The organism is Arthrobacter sp. Y3223151 (genome assembly GCF_059091125.1).
On the sequence record NZ_JBNHGI010000003.1, the window covers coordinates 172984 to 192701 of the forward strand.

21 protein-coding genes are annotated in these 19718 nt (G+C 67.9%); 7 read left to right on the plus strand and 14 right to left on the minus strand.

All coding sequences use genetic code 11. From position 1 onward, the window contains the following. Window positions 1-67: 67 nt before the first annotated feature. Window positions 68-751 carry a pullulanase X25 domain-containing protein gene (locus tag AC5RUP_RS06740; protein ID WP_494154799.1) on the minus strand — a complete coding sequence of 228 codons (684 nt, stop codon included), beginning with the start codon at window positions 749-751 and terminating at the stop codon, window positions 68-70. 99 nt (window positions 752-850) lie between these two features. Beyond that, a complete protein-coding gene (locus tag AC5RUP_RS06745) occupies window positions 851-1903 on the minus strand; it encodes an NAD(P)-dependent alcohol dehydrogenase (RefSeq protein WP_494154798.1) in 1053 nt (350 codons plus the stop codon). 102 nt (window positions 1904-2005) lie between these two features. Between AC5RUP_RS06745 and AC5RUP_RS06750 the strand changes: the two genes are divergently transcribed. Beyond that, window positions 2006-2728: a TetR/AcrR family transcriptional regulator C-terminal domain-containing protein gene (locus tag AC5RUP_RS06750; protein ID WP_494154797.1), complete on the plus strand. Its 723-nt coding sequence runs from the start codon at window positions 2006-2008 to the stop codon at window positions 2726-2728. A gap of 120 nt (window positions 2729-2848) precedes the next feature. Beyond that, window positions 2849-3640: a ZIP family metal transporter gene (locus AC5RUP_RS06755; protein ID WP_494154796.1), complete on the plus strand. Its 792-nt coding sequence runs from the start codon at window positions 2849-2851 to the stop codon at window positions 3638-3640. A gap of 138 nt (window positions 3641-3778) precedes the next feature. Here the strand turns inward: AC5RUP_RS06755 and AC5RUP_RS06760 are convergent, their stop codons facing one another. Beyond that, window positions 3779-6373, minus strand: a complete 2595-nt coding sequence (locus tag AC5RUP_RS06760) for an ATP-dependent Clp protease ATP-binding subunit (protein ID WP_494158392.1) — start codon at window positions 6371-6373, stop codon at window positions 3779-3781. 175 nt (window positions 6374-6548) lie between these two features. Between AC5RUP_RS06760 and AC5RUP_RS06765 the strand changes: the two genes are divergently transcribed. Both AC5RUP_RS06765 and AC5RUP_RS06770 read left to right on the plus strand, forming a co-directional pair. Continuing rightward, complete coding sequence (locus AC5RUP_RS06765; protein ID WP_494132789.1) at window positions 6549-6959, plus strand: LexA family protein; 411 nt, start codon at window positions 6549-6551, stop codon at window positions 6957-6959. Continuing rightward, complete coding sequence (locus AC5RUP_RS06770; protein WP_494153504.1) at window positions 6952-8244, plus strand: Y-family DNA polymerase; 1293 nt, start codon at window positions 6952-6954, stop codon at window positions 8242-8244. The genes AC5RUP_RS06765 and AC5RUP_RS06770 overlap by 8 nt, the downstream gene beginning before the upstream one ends. Window positions 8245-8334: 90 nt before the next feature. On the opposite strand, the gene AC5RUP_RS06775 is transcribed toward AC5RUP_RS06770, so the two are convergent. From AC5RUP_RS06775 to AC5RUP_RS06800, 6 genes are all read right to left on the minus strand, one after another. Next, a complete protein-coding gene (locus tag AC5RUP_RS06775) occupies window positions 8335-8550 on the minus strand; it encodes a hypothetical protein (RefSeq protein ID WP_494068475.1) in 216 nt (71 codons plus the stop codon). A gap of 72 nt (window positions 8551-8622) precedes the next feature. Beyond that, a complete protein-coding gene (locus AC5RUP_RS06780; protein WP_494153503.1) occupies window positions 8623-9054 on the minus strand; it encodes a hypothetical protein in 432 nt (143 codons plus the stop codon). 66 nt (window positions 9055-9120) lie between these two features. Then, window positions 9121-9339 carry a hypothetical protein gene (locus tag AC5RUP_RS06785; protein WP_494068477.1) on the minus strand — a complete coding sequence of 73 codons (219 nt, stop codon included), beginning with the start codon at window positions 9337-9339 and terminating at the stop codon, window positions 9121-9123. Between the two features lie 82 nt (window positions 9340-9421). Then, complete coding sequence (locus AC5RUP_RS06790; RefSeq protein WP_494153502.1) at window positions 9422-10492, minus strand: NAD-dependent epimerase/dehydratase family protein; 1071 nt, start codon at window positions 10490-10492, stop codon at window positions 9422-9424. Window positions 10493-10633: 141 nt separating this feature from the next. Next, window positions 10634-12283 (minus strand): catalase, encoded by a 1650-nt coding sequence (locus AC5RUP_RS06795; protein WP_494132785.1) that lies wholly within the window; start codon window positions 12281-12283, stop codon window positions 10634-10636. Between the two features lie 332 nt (window positions 12284-12615). After that, entirely contained in the window at window positions 12616-13842 is a 1227-nt protein-coding gene (locus tag AC5RUP_RS06800; protein ID WP_494153501.1) for an MFS transporter, read from the minus strand. Between the two features lie 225 nt (window positions 13843-14067). Between AC5RUP_RS06800 and AC5RUP_RS06805 the strand changes: the two genes are divergently transcribed. Continuing rightward, entirely contained in the window at window positions 14068-14547 is a 480-nt protein-coding gene (locus AC5RUP_RS06805) for a TetR family transcriptional regulator (protein ID WP_494132783.1), read from the plus strand. Window positions 14548-14636: 89 nt separating this feature from the next. Here AC5RUP_RS06805 and AC5RUP_RS06810 read toward each other — a convergent pair whose 3' ends face one another. Together AC5RUP_RS06810 and AC5RUP_RS06815 are read right to left on the minus strand one after the other, a co-directional pair. Further along, window positions 14637-15005, minus strand: a complete 369-nt coding sequence (locus AC5RUP_RS06810) for an iron chaperone (RefSeq protein ID WP_494153500.1) — start codon at window positions 15003-15005, stop codon at window positions 14637-14639. A 31-nt stretch (window positions 15006-15036) separates the two neighbouring features. Then, the gene (locus AC5RUP_RS06815) at window positions 15037-15972 is read right to left on the minus strand and encodes an NADP-dependent oxidoreductase (protein WP_494133180.1); all 936 of its coding nucleotides are present in this window, start codon (window positions 15970-15972) and stop codon (window positions 15037-15039) included. Window positions 15973-16272: 300 nt separating this feature from the next. Here AC5RUP_RS06815 and AC5RUP_RS06820 point away from each other — a divergent pair, with 300 nt between their 5' ends. Continuing rightward, on the plus strand, window positions 16273-16899 hold the full coding sequence (locus AC5RUP_RS06820) for a malonic semialdehyde reductase (RefSeq protein WP_493977002.1): 627 nt from the start codon (window positions 16273-16275) through the stop codon (window positions 16897-16899). 177 nt (window positions 16900-17076) lie between these two features. Here the strand turns inward: AC5RUP_RS06820 and thiD are convergent, their stop codons facing one another. Further along, window positions 17077-17910, minus strand: a complete 834-nt coding sequence (gene thiD, locus AC5RUP_RS06825) for a bifunctional hydroxymethylpyrimidine kinase/phosphomethylpyrimidine kinase (RefSeq protein WP_494153499.1) — start codon at window positions 17908-17910, stop codon at window positions 17077-17079. A 72-nt stretch (window positions 17911-17982) separates the two neighbouring features. Further along, window positions 17983-18435 (minus strand): hypothetical protein, encoded by a 453-nt coding sequence (locus tag AC5RUP_RS06830; protein ID WP_494068484.1) that lies wholly within the window; start codon window positions 18433-18435, stop codon window positions 17983-17985. A 199-nt stretch (window positions 18436-18634) separates the two neighbouring features. Here AC5RUP_RS06830 and AC5RUP_RS06835 point away from each other — a divergent pair, with 199 nt between their 5' ends. Continuing rightward, window positions 18635-19342, plus strand: a complete 708-nt coding sequence (locus tag AC5RUP_RS06835; RefSeq protein ID WP_494068602.1) for a queuosine precursor transporter — start codon at window positions 18635-18637, stop codon at window positions 19340-19342. On the opposite strand, the gene AC5RUP_RS06840 is transcribed toward AC5RUP_RS06835, so the two are convergent. Then, complete coding sequence (locus AC5RUP_RS06840) at window positions 19309-19545, minus strand: hypothetical protein (protein ID WP_494068485.1); 237 nt, start codon at window positions 19543-19545, stop codon at window positions 19309-19311. The two genes, AC5RUP_RS06835 and AC5RUP_RS06840, sit on opposite strands and share 34 nt — an antisense overlap. Window positions 19546-19718 lie beyond the last annotated feature (173 nt).

A 19718-nucleotide genomic window follows, 5' to 3' on the forward strand; every position in this document is an offset into this window, starting at 1 on the left:
CGGGCTTGGCGGGCGGCGCGCGGCAGGCTGGACGGGCGGCGCGCATGACGCGCCAAGCCCCGAAGGGTCAGGCGCGGACCAGTCGGGACGTCGCGGCCAGATCGTGGATGGCGTGGTCGTACGCGATGGTGAGCGCGCCGCCGTCGTGCTGGAACTCGTGGTTGGCGCCGTCGAGGACGCCATACGCCCCGTAGTTTTCCTCCCACGAGCCGTTCAGCGCGAACTTGAAGGCATACCGTCCGGCGGGCAGCTCGGCGTCCAGCTTCCACAGGCCGTCGGTGGCGTCGAAGCGCATCTGCACCGCCCCGTCGGCCGGGTCCCAGTCTTGGTCGGCGCCGAGCAGCACGCCGAAGTCGCCACCCACGGCGACTCCCGCAGGTTGGTCGGCGGGCACAACGGGCTCCGCTGCCGGCGGCGACGGTTCCGGCAGCGGGGTTCCCGCCGCGAGGGCCGCGGCCAGTTCGGCCGCATCGGGAAAGGCGGTGACGGCCCGCAGCCCGTCCTCGGTGATGGCCCACCCGCCGCGGCCCTTGGACATCCAGCCGGCTTTCACCAGCCGGGCGGTCGCCGTCGTCAGGTTTTTGAAGCCGCGGGGCACGCCGCCGCTGAGCAGCTCCTTCTCGTGCGCGGTCGGCGGTACGCGCCGCAAGGCCTCGCTGATGACCGCCCGGGCGTCCGGCCGGGTGCCGGTTGCGGCTACCGCCGCCAGGATTTCGAGGACAGGTTTGAGACGCAGATGGGTCTTGAGCATGGCCGTGGCTCCTTCGCGGGGCTGCCGGAACTGGTGACGCTCCCAGTCTGTTACCCGGCCGTGCCGAGCACCACTATTTGGCGTTGTGTGTCGGCTCCCCTAGACCGTGATGACCACCTTGCCCCGCACCTCGCCGGCCTCCAGGCGGCGGAGTGCTTCCGGCATCTGCTCCAGCGGATAGGTGTGGTCGAGCACTGGTTTCAGCTGCCCCGAGGCGATCAGCTCACTCAGCCGTTCCAGGTCCGAGGCCGCCTGGCGAGCCATGAACATGACAACACGCTGCCGGTTGAAGAGGGACAGGAACATTCCGCCCAGCGGCCTGAGCAGGCCGCCCGTCCAGCGGTCGCCGTGTTCGCCGCCGACAATAACCGCGGTGCCGTTCGGGGCAAGGGCCCGGCGCACGCGCAACAGGGACGGATTCCCGGCTATGTCCACGATCACGTCATACCGGTGTCCTGCTGCCGCAAAGTCTTCGCGGGCGTAGTCGATGACGGTCTCGGCGCCGAGGCTCCGCACCAGTTCCGCCTTGGCGGCACTGCACACGCCGGTGACCGTCGCGCCCAGGGCCGTGGCTATCTGCACGGCGTAGGTGCCGACGCCGCCGGAGGCCCCGGTGATGAGTACGCGGTGCCCGGCTTGGACGCGGCCGATGTCCCGCAGCGCCTGCAGCGCTGTCACACCGGAGACCGGAAGGGCCGCTGCCTGCTCAAAGGTCAGTTCTGCCGGCTTGGGGGCCAGCAATGACTCCGCTGCCACCGCAAATTCCGCGAAGGAGCCCTTGCCGAAACCGAAGACTTCGTCCCCGATTGAAAATTTCGTGACGGCACTGCCTACCGCCGCTACCGTTCCCGCGACGTCAAGCCCGGGGACCGGATTCTTGGGTGACTTCCACCCGGAGACAATGCGGACCGGATACGGCAGGCCGGTGGCCATGTGCCATGTCCCGCGGTCCAGGCCTGCGGCGCGGACCTTGATGAGGACTTGGCTTTCGCCGACCTCCGGCACCGCGATATTGGCGGGGTGCAAGGCATCGGTGATTCCGTACCGGGCCTGCACTATTGCGCGCATGGTGGGTTTTGCCGGGCCGGGGGAGGCGCTGCCCTGAAGCGACTCCGTGCTCGCGGCCGAAGGGGAGGATTCTGTTGGTTCCAAGGGACTTCCTTCTTGAGGATGTGGATGACGTGGAGCCCAAGTACTTCGTACAAAGTACGAAGCTACCGTACAAAGTACGAGAATGCTATAGTCGCGGGAACAATGATCAAGAAACCGGGCAGTGCCCCCGCGCAACGCGAACCGCTCAGCAGGGAACGGGTGCTCCGCGCCGCCATGGACATCGCCGACGGCGGCGGGCTGGCGAGCCTGACCATTCGTTCGCTGGCTCAGGCTCTGGACGCCAAGCCGATGTCGCTCTACCACCACGTTCGGAACAAGGATGAGATCCTGGACGGCATCGTCGACGCCGTCTTCGAAGAGATAGAGCTGCCGGTGCCGGGCCGGGAGTGGAAGGCGGAGCTGAAGCGGCGTGCCGCCTCGGCCCGCGACGTGTTGCGCCGCCACCCGTGGGCCACAGCCTTGATGGAGTCGCGCACCACTCCGGGGCCGGCGAACCTGCGCCACCACGATGCGATCCTGGGCACCCTTCGTGCTGCCGGGTTCTCGCTGCCGCTGGCGGCCCACGCCTATGCGGTGCTCGATGCGTACGTCTACGGGACGGCTCTCCAGGAGGCGTCGTTGCCTTTCGATGGGCCGGACAGCTTGGCGGAGGTCGGCGGGCCGATGGTGGAGATGTTCACCGTCCAGGACTATCCGCACCTGCGGGAGCTTGCCGTGGAGCATGTGCTGCAGCCCGGATACGACTTCAGCCACGAGTTCGAGTTCGGCCTCGACCTCATTATCGGCGGGCTGGCGGCGTCGCTGCAGGGCCGATCCGGGACTGGCGAAGAGCCAACGGAACGGGCCGAAGCACCCTCGCCCTGAGCCACGGGGTCGCGGGCGAGGCCGTGGTGGCTGGAACGGTGGAACGCGGAGTGGAGGCCGGAGGGCCGGTGAGGCCCCGCCTTTATTCCGCCGCTGCTACCGTTTTCCTATACTGGCGAGATGGGTATGCCGGTGCTATTCGGCGTCGTGGCTTCCAGCGCGTTGGTGCTGGGCGCGTTGATCGGTGTGAAGTTCGAGCTGCCCAAACGTCTGCTGGCGATCCTTCTGTCTTTCGCGGCCGGTGCGCTGATCACGGCGCTGGCATTTGAACTGTTTGAAGACTCCTACGAGCGCGGCGGCATCTGGCGGGCGGTGATAGGCCTGGGCGCTGGCGCTGCGGTGTTCACGGCGCTGAGCGCGCTGCTGGACCGCTGGGCACAGCCATCGTCCCGTTCCACGCCGGCAGCCGAGTATCAGGGCAGCGCCAAGCTGGATACCGATGCGGCCGCCACTGAGCATGCCCCGACGGCTGAGACGATGCGGGGCACTGCCGGACTCGCTCTGCTCGCGGCGGTCACGCTCGACGGCGTGCCCGAGAACCTTGCGATGGGTGTTGCCCTGGGTGAGGGAACCGGCGGGTTGGCCCTGCTCGCTGCGATCTTCGTCTCCAACCTGCCCGAGGCGCTGGTGGGAGCTGCCTCCATGCGCAGCCAGGGCAAGTCGGCGCTCGCGGTCATCGGGCTCTGGAGCGCCTGCGGAACCCTGCTGGTCATCGCCGTCTTGATTGGTGCAGGCCCGTTGTCCGGCGCCGATCCGGAATCCATCTCCCTGCCGCTGGCCTTCGCGGCCGGGGCGGTGATTGCCTCGTTGGCGGACACCCTCATGCCCGAGGCCTACGAACACGGTGGCCCGGCGGTCGCCCTGAGTACGGCGGCCGGGTTCGTTTTGTCCTACGCGCTGTCGCTGGCCTGAGCCGGAATGGCGGGACATCCCGTCCTGTAGAGTGCCCCGCCATCGCTCCCGTGGTGCGGTTGCCGCGCTGACGTGCGGTCGCCGCTCCGATGGGGACGGCTGCAGCGCCCGCCGGGCGCCCCGGTGTCAGTCGCTGCGCTAGGCCGCCGCGGCCATGCTGTCCGCCGCCACCCGCAGCCCGTCGTCGCCGGCCACCACGCGGATCCGTCCGCCTTCGGCAACAACCTCGGCCACCAGCAGGTCCGCGATCCGGTCATCCAGCTCGCGCTGGATCACGCGACGCAGGGGCCGGGCGCCATATTCGGGCTCGTAGCCGGCCTCGGCGATCCAGGCCACGGCGTCCTCGCCAATCTCCAGCGCGATGCCTTGGGCCGCCAGCCGGGCTTCGGTCTTGCGCAACTGCAGCCGCACGATGGAACGCAGCTGTTCCTGCTCCAGCTTCCGGAACAGCACGATCTCGTCGATCCGGTTCAGGAACTCCGGCCGCATGGTCTCGCGCAACCGGCCCATCACCCGGGCGCGCAGATCCTGCTCGCTTCCGAAGCCGTCCACCCCGTTGTTGGCGGTGAAGCCCAGCGCTCCGCCCTTGCTGGCCAGGAACTCCGAGCCGAGGTTGGAGGTCATGATCACCACGGTGTTGCGGAAATCCACGGTGCGGCCCTGCCCGTCGGTGAGGCGTCCGTCGTCGAGGACCTGCAGCAGGAGGTTGAACACGTCCGGGTGGGCCTTCTCCACCTCGTCCAGCAGCACCACCGAGTACGGGCGCCGGCGGACCCGCTCGGTCAGCTGGCCGGCCTCGTCGTAGCCGACGTAGCCCGGAGGGGCGCCGACCAGCCGTGAGACGGTGTGGCGCTCGCCGTATTCGCTCATGTCGAAGCGGACCATGGCGTCCTCGTCGCCGAACAGCGACTCCGCCAGTGCCTTGGCCAGCTCGGTTTTGCCCACGCCCGTGGGGCCCAGGAACAGGAAGCTGCCCACGGGCCGGCCCTCATCCCCCATGCCGGTGCGGTTGCGCCGCACGGACCTGGCGATGGCGGTCACCGCATCGTCCTGGCCGATCACCCGGGCGTGCAGGTCTTCCTCCAACCGGGCCAGCCGCTGCCGGTCGCCCTGGGTCAGCCGGGCCGCCGGAATGCCGGTGGCGCGGGAGATAATCTCGGCGATCTCGGACTCGCCCACCACATCGGAAGGCGCGACGCCGGGGCGGGCCCCGCCGTCGTGATCTTCTGTGGCACCGGGGGCCGGCTGCTGGGCGGATGCAGCGTCCAGCCGGGCCTTCAGCTCTTCGATCTCGTCGCGCAGCTTTGAGGCGTCCTCGTAGCGCTCCTCGGCGACGGCGGCGTTCTTGGCCGACTCCATCTCGGCCAGCCGGCCGCGCAAGGCCTCCACGTCAACGCGCGGGCCGCGTCGCAGGCTCAGCCGTGCGCCGGCCTGGTCAATCAGGTCGATCGCCTTGTCCGGCAGGAACCGGTCGGTGAGGTAGCGGGAGGACATCTCGACGGCGGCGCGGATCGCTGCGTCGGTGTACGCCACCTGGTGGTGTTCTTCGTAGCGGTCCTTGAGGCCGGACAGGATCCGGACGGCGTCCTCGATCGAGGGCTCGCCGACCATGACGGGCTGGAAGCGCCGCTCCAGGGCCGGGTCCTTCTCCACCTTGCGGTACTCGCCCAGTGTGGTGGCGCCGAGCAGGTGCAGTTCGCCACGGGCCAGCCGGGGCTTGAGGATGTTGCCGGCGTCCATGCCGCCCTCGCCGCCGCCGCCGGCGCCGATCACGGTATGCAGTTCGTCGATGAACACGATCAGCTCGCTGCTGGCGGCGCTGATCTCGTCCAGGGTCTTGGTCAGGCGTTCCTCGAAGTCGCCGCGGTAGCGGGTGCCGGCCAGCATGCCCGGCAGATCCAGCGACACCACGCGCTTGCCGCGCAGCTGTTCCGGGACGTCGCCGGCCACGATGGCCTGCGCCAGCCCCTCGGCGATGGCGGTCTTGCCCACGCCGGCCTCGCCGATCAGCACCGGGTTGTTCTTGGTCCGGCGCGCGAGGATTTCGATGGTCTGGGCGATTTCGTCCGCGCGGCCGATCACCGGGTCCAGCCTGTTCTCCCGGGCCTGGGCCGTCAGGTCGCTGCCGAACCGGTCAAGCATGGGGGTTTCCGCCTGGGTGCCGGTGCTCTGTTGCGGGCCGGTTGCAGGGGCGGGGCCGTTGGGCTGCTCCGCGGCTTTCTCCGCCGCCTGCTGCAGTGCCTGCGGGGTGACGCCCGAGCCGGCCAGGATCTGGCCGGCGGGGGTCTCCTGGTTCAGCACGAAGGCGGCGAAGAGGTGCTCGGGGTCGATGTAGGTGGAGCCGAACGCGCGGGCCACCTGGTGCGCGTCCAGCAGGGCACGCTGCGCCGACGGCGTGAGCGACGGCGTCTCCCGGGTCGGGCCGGTCTTTTCCGGCAGGCCCTGCTCCGCGGAACGCGCGATGGCCTGCGGGTCCGCGCCGGTCAGCCTTATCTGGCTGGCGGCCGGCTCCTGGCCGACCATGACGTGCAGGATGTGCAGGGCGTCCACCTCGATGTGGCCGAGGCCTGCGGCAAACCGGGCTGCCTGCGCCAGCACCTCATGGGTGCGGCGGCTGAGCAGCCGGGTGAGGTCGACCGTGCGGGATTGGGCCGCCCGCTGGCCCTGCAGGTAGCGGGCCAGGAACTCGTCGAATGAACCGTTGCCGGAAGCTGGTCCGAAGAACAGTGGCATGGATAATCCTCCTGTGGAACGTGAGTGCCTTCGACTCATGTTAACGCCTCCGGGTGAAGATTATTCCAGAAGCTTCTCGAACTTGAGTGGGACTGACTCATATGTGACCGGGGGAAGGCCGGTGCTAGTGTGGTGTTCGAAGCTTTGTTCGAAGACGGGGGTCGGGATGTTCGGTATGGAGCAGCCGTCTAATGCGTCGGCCGGCCCGGAGATGGGCAGCGGCACGCCCGAGGAGGCCCGCGGCTTCCCGTCACCGGCCAGGGACTACTTCCACGGCGGCATCGATCTGAACCGGCACCTGATCCGCGACCGCACCAGCACCTTCGTGATGCGGGTGGCCGGAAACTCGATGGCCGCGGCCGGGATCAGCGACGGCGATGAGCTGATCGTGGACCGCTCGCTGACCCCGCGCGACGGTTCGGTAGTGATCGCGGTGCTGGACGGGGAACTGGTGGTGCGGCGCCTTCATCTGAGCGCGGACGGCGTGCGCTTGCAGGCGGACGACGGCGGCGTTCCCACCGAGGTGGGTGAACTCGCCGACCTGAGCATCTGGGGCGTCGCCACCCGTTGCCTGCACCATGTCTAGCGCTCCCGTGCCCGGGGAACGGATCGCGCTGGTGGACGTCAACAATTTCTACGTCTCCTGCGAGCGGGTTTTCGATCCGTCACTCGAGGGACGCCCCGTCGTCGTGCTCTCCAACAATGACGGCTGCGTGGTGGCGCGCTCCGAGGAAGCCAAACAGCTGGGGCTGAAGACCGGGACGCCGTGGTTCCAGGTGGCGCCACGGGCCAAGGCCTGGGGGCTGGTCGCGCGCTCCAGCAACTACGAGCTGTACGGGGACCTGAGCGCCCGGGTGATGGAAGTGCTCGGCCGGTTCGGGGCCTGGCAGGAGGTTTATTCGATCGACGAGTCGTTCCTGGGCCTGCCCGGCGACGAGGCCCAGTTGCTGGGGACTGCGGGCCGGATCCGTGCCGCAGTGGTCCGTCAGGTGGGCGTGCCGGTCAGCGTCGGCGTGGCGCAGACCAAGACGCTGGCGAAGTTCGCCAACCACGTGGCCAAACGGAATCCCCAGATGGCCGGAGTCTGCTCGCTGGGCTCGATGCCCGCTTCCGACATCGCCTGGATCCAATCGCGCGTCCCGGTCACCGGGCTGTGGGGCGTGGGCGGACGGACCGGGAAACGGCTGAACGCCCTCGGAATCGAGTCGATCGCAGACCTCAAGGCCGCCGACCCGCAGGCAATCCGCAAGAAGTTCTCGGTGGTGCTGCAGCGAACCGTGTTGGAACTGAACGGGACGCCGTGCATCCCGCACTCGGAGGAGCGGGCCGACAAGCAGCAGATCATGTTCTCGCGCAGTTTCTCCACGCCGGTAACCACCCTGGAGGAGATGGATCAGGTGATGGCGGTCTATGCCCAACGCGGTGCGGCCCGGATGGCAGCCGAGGGACTGCGCGCCTCGGTGCTGACGGTGACGGCGGGGACCAGCAAGTTCGCCGGCGGCGAGGCATCGTTTCCTGCAGCCAGCGTCAACTTAGCGACGCCCACCCAGGACCCGATCCAGCTGACCAAGGCCGCCGTGGTTGCCATGCGCGGCTGCCTGGTTCCGGGCGCCCACTATGTCCGGGCAGGGGTCCTGTTGTCGGGGCTGGAGCCCGCGGCCGGTCAGCAGACCTTCGACCCCTTCGTCAGCGATGTGGAACAGCGGCACATCGGCGACCTGCTGGGCGCGGTGCGTACCAAGTTCGGCGAAGCCTCGATCGGCCTCGGCCAGGGCGGGCTGGCCGCCCCCGCGGCGTGGTCAATGAAACGCGAATTTTCCTCGCCGCGCTACACCACCGAATGGAGCGACCTGCCGGTGGTCAAGGCGTAGCAATTAGCTGTGCAACGGGGCACGGCAGCAGCAAAACGGGGCAAGGCAGCGGCCGTTTATCTCGACGGACGCTGCCTTGCCCGCGGTGGATCAGTCGCTCGGGCTCGTGTCGGTGGTGAGCCCGCGGTCGTCCGCGCTTTCCCGGTCCTTCTCTTCGGCCGGCCCGGGCGCGATGTTCATGCCCTCCTTGCCCTCGGGCTCGGGGGCGGAATCAGCCGTCTGTTGCTCCTGAGCATCCGGCGGATCTGCCGCGGTGGCCGGCTGGTCCCGCGGACCTTTGACCTGGCCGGTGTCGTTCTCGGTCATGCCAGTCCTTCCTTCTGCCGTTGATGCAAGCGGACCGCGGCGTGGGCGCCACCTGCGGAAATCCCGGGCAGGTTAAACTCCAGGCGGGCGCAGGTCGTCCCTGTTACTGGTGGCGGGTCCGCCCGGCATGGCGCCTCCCTCGCCCGTCCAGCTCTGCCCGAGTTCGTCGCTGTGCGCCGGATCCGAGACGGTGTCGCCGAGGGTGGTCGTCTGGCCGGTGGTGCCAGTGGTGCCGCCGTCGTCCTTACCCGAACCGTGGTTGCCGGGCAGCTTGGAGGTCGCCGCGGATCCTGCCTTTTTGGCCGCTTCGGTGACACGGTCGGCCACGCCCGGTGCCTTTTCCTTCACCATGTCCGTGGCTTCGTGCACTTTTTCCTGGACCGCTGGATTCTGCCAGAACTCCTGGCTCTTGGCCTTCAAAGAATCGTAGGCGGACCTTCCGGATTTCGAACCCAGGACGAATCCGAGGGCGATGCCGGCGCCGAATGTAAGTTTCCCTTTCACAGCGTGCTCCTGTCTGTAGACGGTTGATGGGCGGTGCTGGGTGGACTGTTGGCGGGCGGTGCCAGGTCAGCCGGGGAACGGCGCGTTGGGCGCGTCCCCGCGGCCGTCCTTATCCTTATCGCCATAGGCTTTCTTGACCAGGTCGTCGGCGAGTTTTTCGTCCCCGTGGACCGGGATGCTGGCCTCGTTGACTTCCTTGTCGATGCCGCCTGCGTCGGCGGGAGTCAAAGTGTCGTCATGCGCGTCGTCCGGGTGTTCCGGGCGGCGCTCCTCGTTCGGATTCATCAGGTCCTCCTTCTCGAGCGGGTCGTCCTGTGGGATCAGACCGGGCAGCTGCGCTCTTCGCGCGGCTTCCCATGGGGCCACACTACGCGCCGGTCCCCGGCTTCGCACGGGTCCAGCGGCTGCGCGGGCGCATCGCAGGGGATTCCGTGACCCCTCCGGCCCCGGCCATCCCCGCCAGCACTTCACGGATCGCCGACAACGAATCCACCTGCGGTATCCAGCCGAGTTCGTCCCTGGCCCGGCTGGTGTCCATGACCGGAGCGTAGCGGGCCATGTCCACCCAGCCGGGGTCACTGGCCAGCAGCCGGAGGGACCACGCCACGCCCACCAACTGCCGCACCAGCGGCACTGGAACGGGCAGCCAGCGCCGGGCACCGAACAGGGAGGCGACGAGTCCGGGCGTTACCACCGGCTCGGCCGCCACGTTAAAAGCGCCCCTCGCGCCCTGGTCCAGCACCCGCCAGTAGGCGTCCGCCACGTCATTGGCATGCAACGCCTGGAAGATGAACTCCTCGGGGAACGGGAACAGCGGCAGCCGCAGCCGGTTGATGAAGAACTTGGGGATCCACTGGCCCACAAAATAGCGGCCGATCTGGCTGCCGGCCTCGGCCTGGAATATCAAACCGGGCCGCAGCCGTGCCACCTTGATTTCCGGGTGGTCGTCGGCGAACTGGTCCAACAGCGCTTCCTGCTGGCCCTTGAACCGGCTGTAGTGCGAGCTGGCGATGCCTCTGGCCGGCCAATCCTCGCGGACCCGGGAGTGCTTCGGACCCGGGCTGTACGCGCCGACCGACGAGGCGCAGACCACTTGCCCGACGCCGGCGTTGGTGGCAGCGGCGAGCACGTTCGCGGTGCCGTCCACGTTCACCCGGCGCAACTGCCATTCATCGTGGTTCGGCTGCAGCAGCCACGCGAGATGGACGACGGCGTCGCATCCCTTGAAGGCCTGCGTGAGCCTTTCCCGGGCATCACGGGAGGCGATGTCAAGCGAAACCCACGTGACGCCGTCGTACGGTTCCGTCGTGGCATCGGGCAGGCGCCGCGCAATGCCGACGATCTCCACGTCGTCCGCGCGTTCGCCACGCGCCTTCTGCAGCCGGCGCAACACTGCTGTACCGACATTCCCGCTGGCTCCGACCACCGCGACTCGCATGGACAGACGCTACCGCGGATGCCACGCCTTGGCGAGGGCCGGTGCGGCGGCTGGCCGCCGGAATCCGGGCAGGATACGGCTGCGGTCCGGGGGTCTCCGCAGGTCAGCCGCCGCTTAAACGTCCAGGTCGCGGGGTGAAGGCTAGCGCTCCACTTTGACGCGCTCGTTGGGCACGCAGTGCGTCATGGTCAGCCCGGATACGTCCCGCGGCCCGTTCTTCCCGAGGTTGGCCATCCACTGCTGCTCCGCTTCGGAGAGATTCTGGCTGGCCAACGGCCCAAGATCCTTCACCTCGTCCAGCGAGATGCCGATGCCGCCGCCCACACCCTCGCCGAGCTCGTCCGCGATCATGTAGAGGTGCCAGAGCATGCGCTCCTGAACGGGCCTGTCGCACTGGGACAAGGCGTTGGTCAGGTTAGTGATCAGGTCCTCACGCTCCCAGCCCTCTTGCAGATAGAACCGCTGGCCGGCCTGCAGGTAGTCGTTGGTCCGCTCGATCCGTTCCCGGGTCAGCCGGCCGCTGACCTCCGGCCCAATGGCGTGGTGGTAGCCGGAATCCTTCTCCGCCTCCTGCAGCCCGCCGGTGATGGTCGGCTCGTAGTTCACGTGCGGGTTCTGGCCCGGCGCCGTGTCCACAAAGTGCGCCAGCTGGCCGTCCCGCTGGTTGGTGGCCACCGGCACCTTCGGGCTGTTGACCGGCAGCTGCAGGTAGTTCGGGCCCACCCGGTGACGCTGGGTGTCGCTGTAGGAGAACGTGCGGCCCACCAGCATCTTGTCGTCGGAGAAGTCCAGGCCGTCCACCAGCACGCCGGTGCCGAACGCGATCTGCTCGCTCTCGGCGAAGAAATTCTTGGCTGTGCGGTCCAGCACCATTCGGCCGACCGGCTGGGGAGGGAACTGTTCCTCGGGCCAGACCTTGGTGTCGTCCAGCGGGTCGAAGTCGAGCTCGGGATGCTCGTCGTCGGACATCATCTGCACCACCAGCTCCCACTCGGGGTAGTTGCCGGCTTCGATGGCGTCGTAGAGGTCCTTGGTGTGTGAGCCGAGGGTCTGCGCCTGCACGTTCGCGGCGTCCTCGGCGGTCAGCGACTTCACACCCTGCTTGGGCATCCAGTGGTACTTGACCAGCACCGTCTCGCCGGCAGCGTTGACCCACTTGTAGGTGTTCACCCCGAAGCCTTGCATGTGCCGGTAGTCGGCAGGGATGCCGCGCGGGCTAAAGACCAGCATGACCATGTGCATGGATTCGGGGGACTGGCTGAAGAAGTCCATCGCCCGGTTCGGCACCGACGCCTCGAAGGTTACCGGGTCCGGCTTCTGGGAGTGGATGAAGTCGGGGAACTTGAGCGCGTCGCGGATGAAGAACACGCCCAGGTTGTTGCCCACCATGTCCCAGTTGCCGTCCTCGGTGTAGAACTTCACGGCAAATCCGCGCGGGTCGCGGGCCACCTCGGAGGAATCACGGCCGCCGGCCACGGTGGAGAAGCGGATGGCGAGATCGGTGCGCTTGCCCGCTTCCTGGAACAGCTTGGCGCGGGTGAACCTGGTGATCGGCTCGTCCCCCCACTTGCCGTAGGCCTCGAAGTAGCCGAAGGCCGTGGTGCCGCGCGCATGCACCACGCGCTCGGGCACGCGCTCGCGGTCGAAGTGGCTCATCTTCTCCAGGAACTGGTAGTTCTCCAGGGTCGCCGGTCCGCGGGCGCCGATCGTTCGCGTGTTTTGGTTGTCGTAGACCTTGTGGCCCTGGCGGTTGGTCAGGGTCTGGTCCGGGGACTGGGCCGCATCGGTCATGACTGATCACTCCTTGGGGAAAGGGGGTGGCCGCTTGCCGTGATTCCAGCTTCCTCCTTGGCCGGGGCGAGGGCAAGAGTCCGATGCGACGCGGCCGAGCTGCGCGGGGAGTGCCCGGGGCGGTGCGGCGGGAGGTTCGCGGGGAGGCTCGCGGGAGTGGCCAGGGGCGGTGCGGCGGCAGCCTCGCGGGGAGGGGCCGGGGCGGTGCTTTTCGCTCCCACGTCTCGGCGGCGGCTCCCGGCGTTTCGCCTAGTCAGCGCGCTTTACCTGTCGCCAAAGATGGGCAGATAGTCCGATACATGGGAGCGAAGACCCCGGCCCGCCCGCGGACCCTACCGGTGGGCGAAGCTAAGCCCCAGGCGTTTCTCGCTCAAGTACACGCTCAGGCCAATGCCAAGGGCCGCGAACGCGCAGGTCATCCACCAGGTGGACTGCCAGCCGCCGGTGACCGTGGCCAGCCAGGCGATCATGGCGGGGCCGGTGAAGTTGCCGACGTTAAAGATCTGCTGCATCAACCCCATGGCGGCCGGCGGGGACCCGTCCGCCGGCGCCAGGTCCACGGCCATGCGGGTGAGCGTGGACGGGATCACCGAGCCCACCATGCTAAACAGCGCCACGCAGGCGAACTGGATGGCCATGCCGCCCGCCGCCACGGTCCAGTCGATCCCGAAGGTGAGCACCGTCGTCGTGCCCATCAGGATGAAGGTGGGGATGATCAGCAGCCGCGGAGGGACGCCGCGCTGCAGGAGGGGAGCGGCGCCGATGGCACCCAACGCGTTGAGCCCGCCCACCACCGCGGACAGGATGCCCGGCCAGATCCCGGTGACCCCGTTCTGCTCGTAGATGGTGGGCAGGAAGCCGACCACGGCCATCCACTGGACGGTGTAGCAGGCGAACACCACGCCGGCGATCCACGGCTTGGGCGACCGGACCGTGCGGCCGATGCGTCGGGTGGCGGCGGGCAGGCCGGAACCGTCGCGCCGCGGGTCCTGCGGCACGAACTTCAGCACCAGCGGTATCGGGATGAGCGTCAGGGCGGCCATGATCCACCACCACGTGTGCCAGCTGGTGGCCTGCAGGATGAGCGCGCTGGCCACCAATCCGGCGAAGGTCGCGAAGCCCTGGTACGCGCTCCAGAAGCCGACCGCCAGGTTGACGCGGACCCCGGGGGTGTTCGCCCGGATCAGCCCTGGCGCCACCACCGTGGTCAGCAGGAAGCCCGCTCCTTCGAGTGCGCGGCAGGCCATCAGCACGGCGGCCGAGTCGGCGAAGCCCCCGATGACCGATCCGACGATGAGCAGCCAGAGGCCGGCGAGCAGGCAACGCCGCGCGCCGATCAGTTCCGCCAACAGGGAAACTGCCAGGCCGCCGACCATGCCGGCCACCTGCACCACTCCCAGCAGCACCCCGGCCTCCACCAGGGACATGCCGAGCTCGTCCCGGATCACGGGAATGGCCGACGGCAGCTTCCAGATGTGCATCGCGGCCGTTACCCCGGCCAGGACGACGACGATCCATGCCGCGTCTGCCCGCGGCCGGGTGGCGCTGGTGGTGGCCACGCTGCTCCTTTCCGGCGGCTTCGATTAGTTGCCCGTACAGACTATCCGCGGCCGGAGAAGGGTGACGTTCGGCACGTAAGACGGGCGCCGGCGTCGTAATAGTTGACTACGATATCGGCGGAGCCGGGCGGGCTCGGCGCACAATTCCGAGGGGCGGCAGCACCGGGCCGCCGTGGATAGACTGGCCAAGGCGGCAAACCCGCCGGGGAACTACGGGAGGGCAACATGTTCGAACCTGGGGCGCCGATCGACGAGGTCGAGCGTGACGTCGAAGCGATCATCATGGAATTGGTGCACGAGTTGGGCGAGCGGGCCGACGCCGATCCGGAGCCGATGGGCGCCGAGGAGCGCGCCTACATCGCGGCGTTTTCCGACGCCCGGGCCAACAACGACCGCAACCAGACGGCGTTGCTGTCCACGGCGATACGGCAACCGAACCTGGCCGAATCGTTGGTCTACCTTAACCAGCGGCTGGACCGGCAGGATCTCGACCCGCGCGAGCCCGTTGGCATCATCGGGATCATCGTCAGGCTGGCGATGGACGGGCTGTGGGTCTCCGACATGCTGGACAGCACGCGGTTCAGGCCCGAGGACCGACGCCGGATCACCGACGTCCTCACCGGCATGACGTACCTGACCGACGCGCGGCTCAAGGAACTGCTGGCCGAGCTGGCGCCGAAGCGGCAGGCGTCCCGGAAGGACTGACAGCGCCGACTGCGCCAACGGGCCCGCCCGCAGCTTAACGGCTGAGGGGCGGGCCCGTCGTGGTGAGGGGTCCAGGCGGTCCGAGGGGGTTAGGCGTCGGTTGCGTCGTGGCCGCGCTGCCGGGCCAAAGCCTTGACGACCCGGGTGATCAGGTCATACGGAACGGGTCTCCGCAGCGGGAACTTCAGGGTTCCCTTGGCCGCCAGGTACGGTTCCATGTCGTGCTGCAGCGCCGCATCGGCTTCCGGCACGGGGTAGAGCGAGACGTGGTGTTTCCAGCCGGCGAAGTAGACCAGGTAGTGTCCCTCGAACATGATGGTCGGCATGGCGTAGCTGATCTTCTCGTCAGCCCCCGGGATGGCGCTGTGGATGGTTTGCCGGATCTCCTGCAGGATGATCCTGACGTCCTCCGGGAACGACGCGATGTAATCGTCGACCGTTGCAAACTGCTCCGCCATCCTGCTCCACCTGCCGCTTTCCGGCCTTGCCTTATCTGGCGTGTCCCGGGAAAGGTGTCAGCACGATCTTGCCGGCGGCGTGGCCTTCCTGGCTGTAGCGGATCGCCTCTGCGGCCTGGTGCATCCCAAACGTGCGGTCGATGTCCACGGTGATCTTGCCGGCATCGGCCAGCGCGCTCAATCGCGCGAGTTCGGCAGCGTCCGGGCGCACCCAGATGTAGTGGCCGCCGTGTTTGGCTGCGGTCGGATCGGCGATCGAGGCGTGCCGCCCGCCATTGCGCAGCACGGCCAAGGTTTGCTCCATAACCCGTCCCGCGAAGTCCGCCACGGCGTCCGCGCCCTGCGGAGCGAGCCCGCGCACGCGGTGCACCAGCCCGTCGCCGTATTCCACCGGCTCGGCGCCGAAGTCCCGCAGCCGTTGGTGGTGTTGCTTCGAAGCGGTGGCGATGACCCGGAGGCCGCGCTCGACGGCGAGCTGGATGGCGATGCGACCGACTCCGCCCGAGCCGTTGTGGATCAGGAGCGTCTCGCCGGTTGACGGGGCCAAGGCGTCCAAGGTCCGTTGGGCCACCATGCCGGTGAGCGGCAGCCCGGCGGCCTGCTCCCAGCCCAGCGATTCCGGCTTGCGCGCCACCATGGATACCGGCAGCGCCACGAGCTCCGCGTACGTTCCGCCGCTCACGGTGTCCCGGCGGCCGTAGGCATAGACTTCGTCGCCGGGAGTGTATTCGGGGGTATCCGGTCCCACCTCCTCGACGACTCCGGCCACGTCCCAGCCGGGAATCGCCGGGAAGTGGACGTCCAACATCGAGTCAAGTCCGCCGGACATCACCTTCCAGTCCACCGGGTTCACGCTGGCTGCCTTGACCCGGATGAGCACCGAACCCGGTGCCACCTTCGGTCGCCGAACCTCTGACTGCTCCAGCACCTCCGCCCCGCCGTAACGGGAGTAGGTCATGGCCTGCATGGTCTTAACCAACGGATGCCGCCTTCCTGTTTCGCTCCACCCTAGTGGCGGGCCGCGGCCTTGCCTATGCCGCACGGCCCGTATGGAACGGGGACCCGTGCTCCGGCCGGCGGCCCCACGCCGGCAGCCGTTTCGCACGGCGCGGTGCCGCGGCCCAAGGGCGAGGGTGCGAGGCGTTAGGAACCTCAGCGGCCCGCGGGAGCGGACGCGCGGCGTAACGAACCTCACAGGCCCGCAGGAAATTCCGGCGTGGAGGGGCGGTGTTCAACCTGTAGAACCATCCCGCAACTAAGGAGTCACATGAGCGTCGAAACCGTTGACGTCAGCCTGGAGAACGAACTGTCCGTGGACCGCGAGGCCGCGAACCAGCTGTTCCTGGAAGCCCGCACCGCGAACACCTTTTCCACCGAGCCGGTCTCGGACGAGCAGCTCGCGGCCATCTATGAGCTGGCCAAGATGGGCCCGACCATGATGAACAACCAGCCGCTGCGCATCACCTGGGTCCGCTCCGCCGAGGCCCGCGAAAAGCTGGGCGCCCGCATGGCGGAAGGCAACCGCGCCAAGACGCTGACCGCTCCGATGGTCGCCGTGCTCAGCTACGACGCCGACTGGCACGAGCACTTCGAGACCTTCTTCCCGCACGCTCCCGAGCGCAAGGCGATGTTCGACGACAACGCCGAAATGCGCGCCGAGGTCGCCAAGAACAATGCGTGGCTGCAGGCCGGTTACTTCATCATGGCCGTCCGCGCCGTGGGCCTGCACGCCGGCCCGATGGGCGCGTTCGACGCGGCCGGCATCGACGAGGACTTCAACGCCGGAACCTCCCACCGCACGTTCATGGTGGTCAACATCGGCACCCCGGGCGAGAACCCCTGGTTCCCGCGGCTGCCCCGTTTGGACGCGGAGATCGCCGTGCAGACGGTCTGATTCCGTTAAACCGCTGACGACGGCGGTGCCCACCCACCGGGGGCTTGCGAGCTTCCCGGGGGGAGGGCGCCGCCGTCGTCGTTTTGAAGATGGCGGGTGAGGGCCGCCGCGGGCGGATGGTCAGGAGAGCGGCGTCGCCAGGATGGCCAGGACAGCGTGCCTGCCCCGGAAGGCCGGTCAGGAGAGCGCGGCGCCGCCCTGCCAGAGAGCGTCGAACGGGGCGTGGGAGGAAACCCGCGCCTTGATCCCCTCGGTGACGAAGTGCTTGGCGGTCTTGGCCGCCTGCAGCGGGGTGGCGCCCTTGGCCAGTTCGGCGGTCACCGCGGCGGCCAGCGAGCAGCCGGCGCCGGAGACGGCCACTTCGCCGACCTTCGGCGCGGAGAGCACCTCGAGGGTTTCGCCGTCGTAGAAGACGTCCACCGCGTCCGGGCCGGCCAGGCGCACGCCGCCCTTGGCCAGCACCGTGGCGCCGGAGGCCTCGTGGATGATCTTGGCGGCCCGTTTCAGGTCCTCGACGTCGTTGATCGTGATCCCGGAGAGGGACTCGGCCTCGAAGTGGTTCGGGGTGACGAAGGTGGCCAGCGGCAACACTTGGGCCTTGAGTGCCTGGTCCGTGTCCAGCGCGTGACCGGGTTCCTGCCCCTTGCAGATCAGTACCGGGTCCAGCACGATGTTGTCCCATTCCTGGTTCTGCAGCGCCGCCGCGACCGTGTCGATGGTTGCGGGCGAGCCGAGCATGCCCAGCTTGACCGACTTCAGCGAACCCTCATAGCAGGTTTGGATCGCCTCCAGCTGATCGGCGATGACGCCGGCTTCCACCGGGACGAAGCGGTGGTTCCAGTTGTCCTTGGGATTGAAGGACACGATGCAGGTCAGGGCGGTGATGCCGTAGGTGCCCAAAGCCTGGAAGGTCTTCAGGTCGGCCTGGGCTCCCGCGCCTCCGGTGGCTTCGGAGCCGGCGATGGTCAGCGTGATGGCGGGCCGGTTGGTTTCGGTGATGGAAACAGACATGCGGCTATTTTCCACTGACACACCCTCCGGATCCTAATGACGTCGGCGGCGCCCACCGCCGGGCGGACGTGCTCAGCGGATGTCCACCATGCGCCATACGCTGAACCGGCCGATTGCCGCGGCCAGCCCGATCAGCGCCGCCAGTTCCAGCGTGCCGAGGGGGTCGCCGCTGGAGAGCGAGACCAGGATCAGGAACGAAGCCGCCGTCATGACCGCGAAGAACGCCAGCACGTGCAGCCACTGGTTGGCCACCGGCCGGAGCAACATGCCCAGCACAAAGGCGATGGGCGCACCGATGACCAGTCCAACGCCGCCGGCGTACAACCCGACGACCAACGCCAGGAGCGCGGCCGAGGCGAATTGGTGCCAGCTGAGCGGGCCGCCGGCCAGGGTGAGCAGCAGGGCGCCCAGCGCGAACACGGAGACGGCCACGAGGAATCCGACCACGAAGGCCCCGAACCCGAACGTCACCCGGTGGCGCGGGTTGTTGTCCTCGAAGACGTCGGGTTCGGGCTCCTGTGTCATACAGCCAGAATAGGTCGGCGGCGGTTCTGGGGCAGCCGGGCATCTCAGGCGCGGGAGCGCGGCGCCCCGCGCGCATGGGAGAATGGTAGGCGGTCCGGGTGGCAGACGGACCCCTAGTGCTAATACAGCGGACGTTTCTTCAGGTCACCGGGCGGTGCGAAACGTTGCGCGAACCACTACTACGAGGGTGAACACCAAGATGACACAACTGCAATCCCACACGCCTGCCCGCTTTGCCTCGATCGGCAGCCCCTACTTTGGCATCATGCTTGCCATCATGGCCGTCGTGCTGATCCTGTCCAACATCGGCGCCTCCAAGGGCGTGGCCCTGGGCCCGATCATCACCGACGGCGGATTTTTCCTGTTCCCGCTGGCGTACATTCTGGGCGACGTGATCAGCGAGGTCTACGGCTTCAAGGTGGCGCGGAAAGCCATCCTTACCACCTTCGCGCTGTCGGTCTTCGCCTCGCTGTGCTACTGGGTAATCATCGCACTGCCGGGCTTTGACGACGAGTTCGGGCAGATGAAACAAGAGGCCCTTGAGGGTGCGCTCGGACCAGTGCCGCTGATCGTGCTGGCCAGCCTCTTGGGCTTTCTCGTAGGCCAGACGCTGAATTCCTGGGTGCTGGTGCGCATGAAGGAGCGCTGGGGTGAACGTCGGTTGTGGGCACGCCTGATGGGTTCGACCGGTGTGGGCGAGTTCGCGGACACGCTTATTTTCTGTTCCATCGCGGCCTCGGTCATCGGGATTGGCGATGTTCCCACGTTCATTAACTACGTGGCCGTCGGCTTCATCTACAAGACGGCGGTGGAATTCCTCTTCGTTCCCGTCACGACCGCCGTCATCGGGCGGGTGAAGAAGCGCGAACCGTCCTACAGTGCGGCGCCTTCTTCTTCCGCAGGCTGATCCTCGGCGGCGAGAGCCGGGACGCGTTCGCTGAGCTCCGTCGGAGACAAGTTCGCTGCTCCGCTGATCTCCTCAGGGGCGGCCCCGGCCTTGAGCGCTTCGTCGATGGCGGAGTCCAGGATCGTCTCCGCCTGATCCATTTCGCCCTGCAGCGTTTCCACCGCTGCCGAGGCGGTCCAGACCTGTTTCAAGTGCTCATCCATTGCTCTACTTCCTATCTTGCCGAGGGACGAATCCCGCCCGCAGGGCATGTCAGCATCGGTGATGCGGAGTCCGGGGCCCCGGAAGCCCCAGCTTACAATGTAAGCCCTTGGGAATCGAGCCCCGACGACGATTTTCCGGCGTCTCCTGTCCAAAACTTTTCATACTTCGGCCA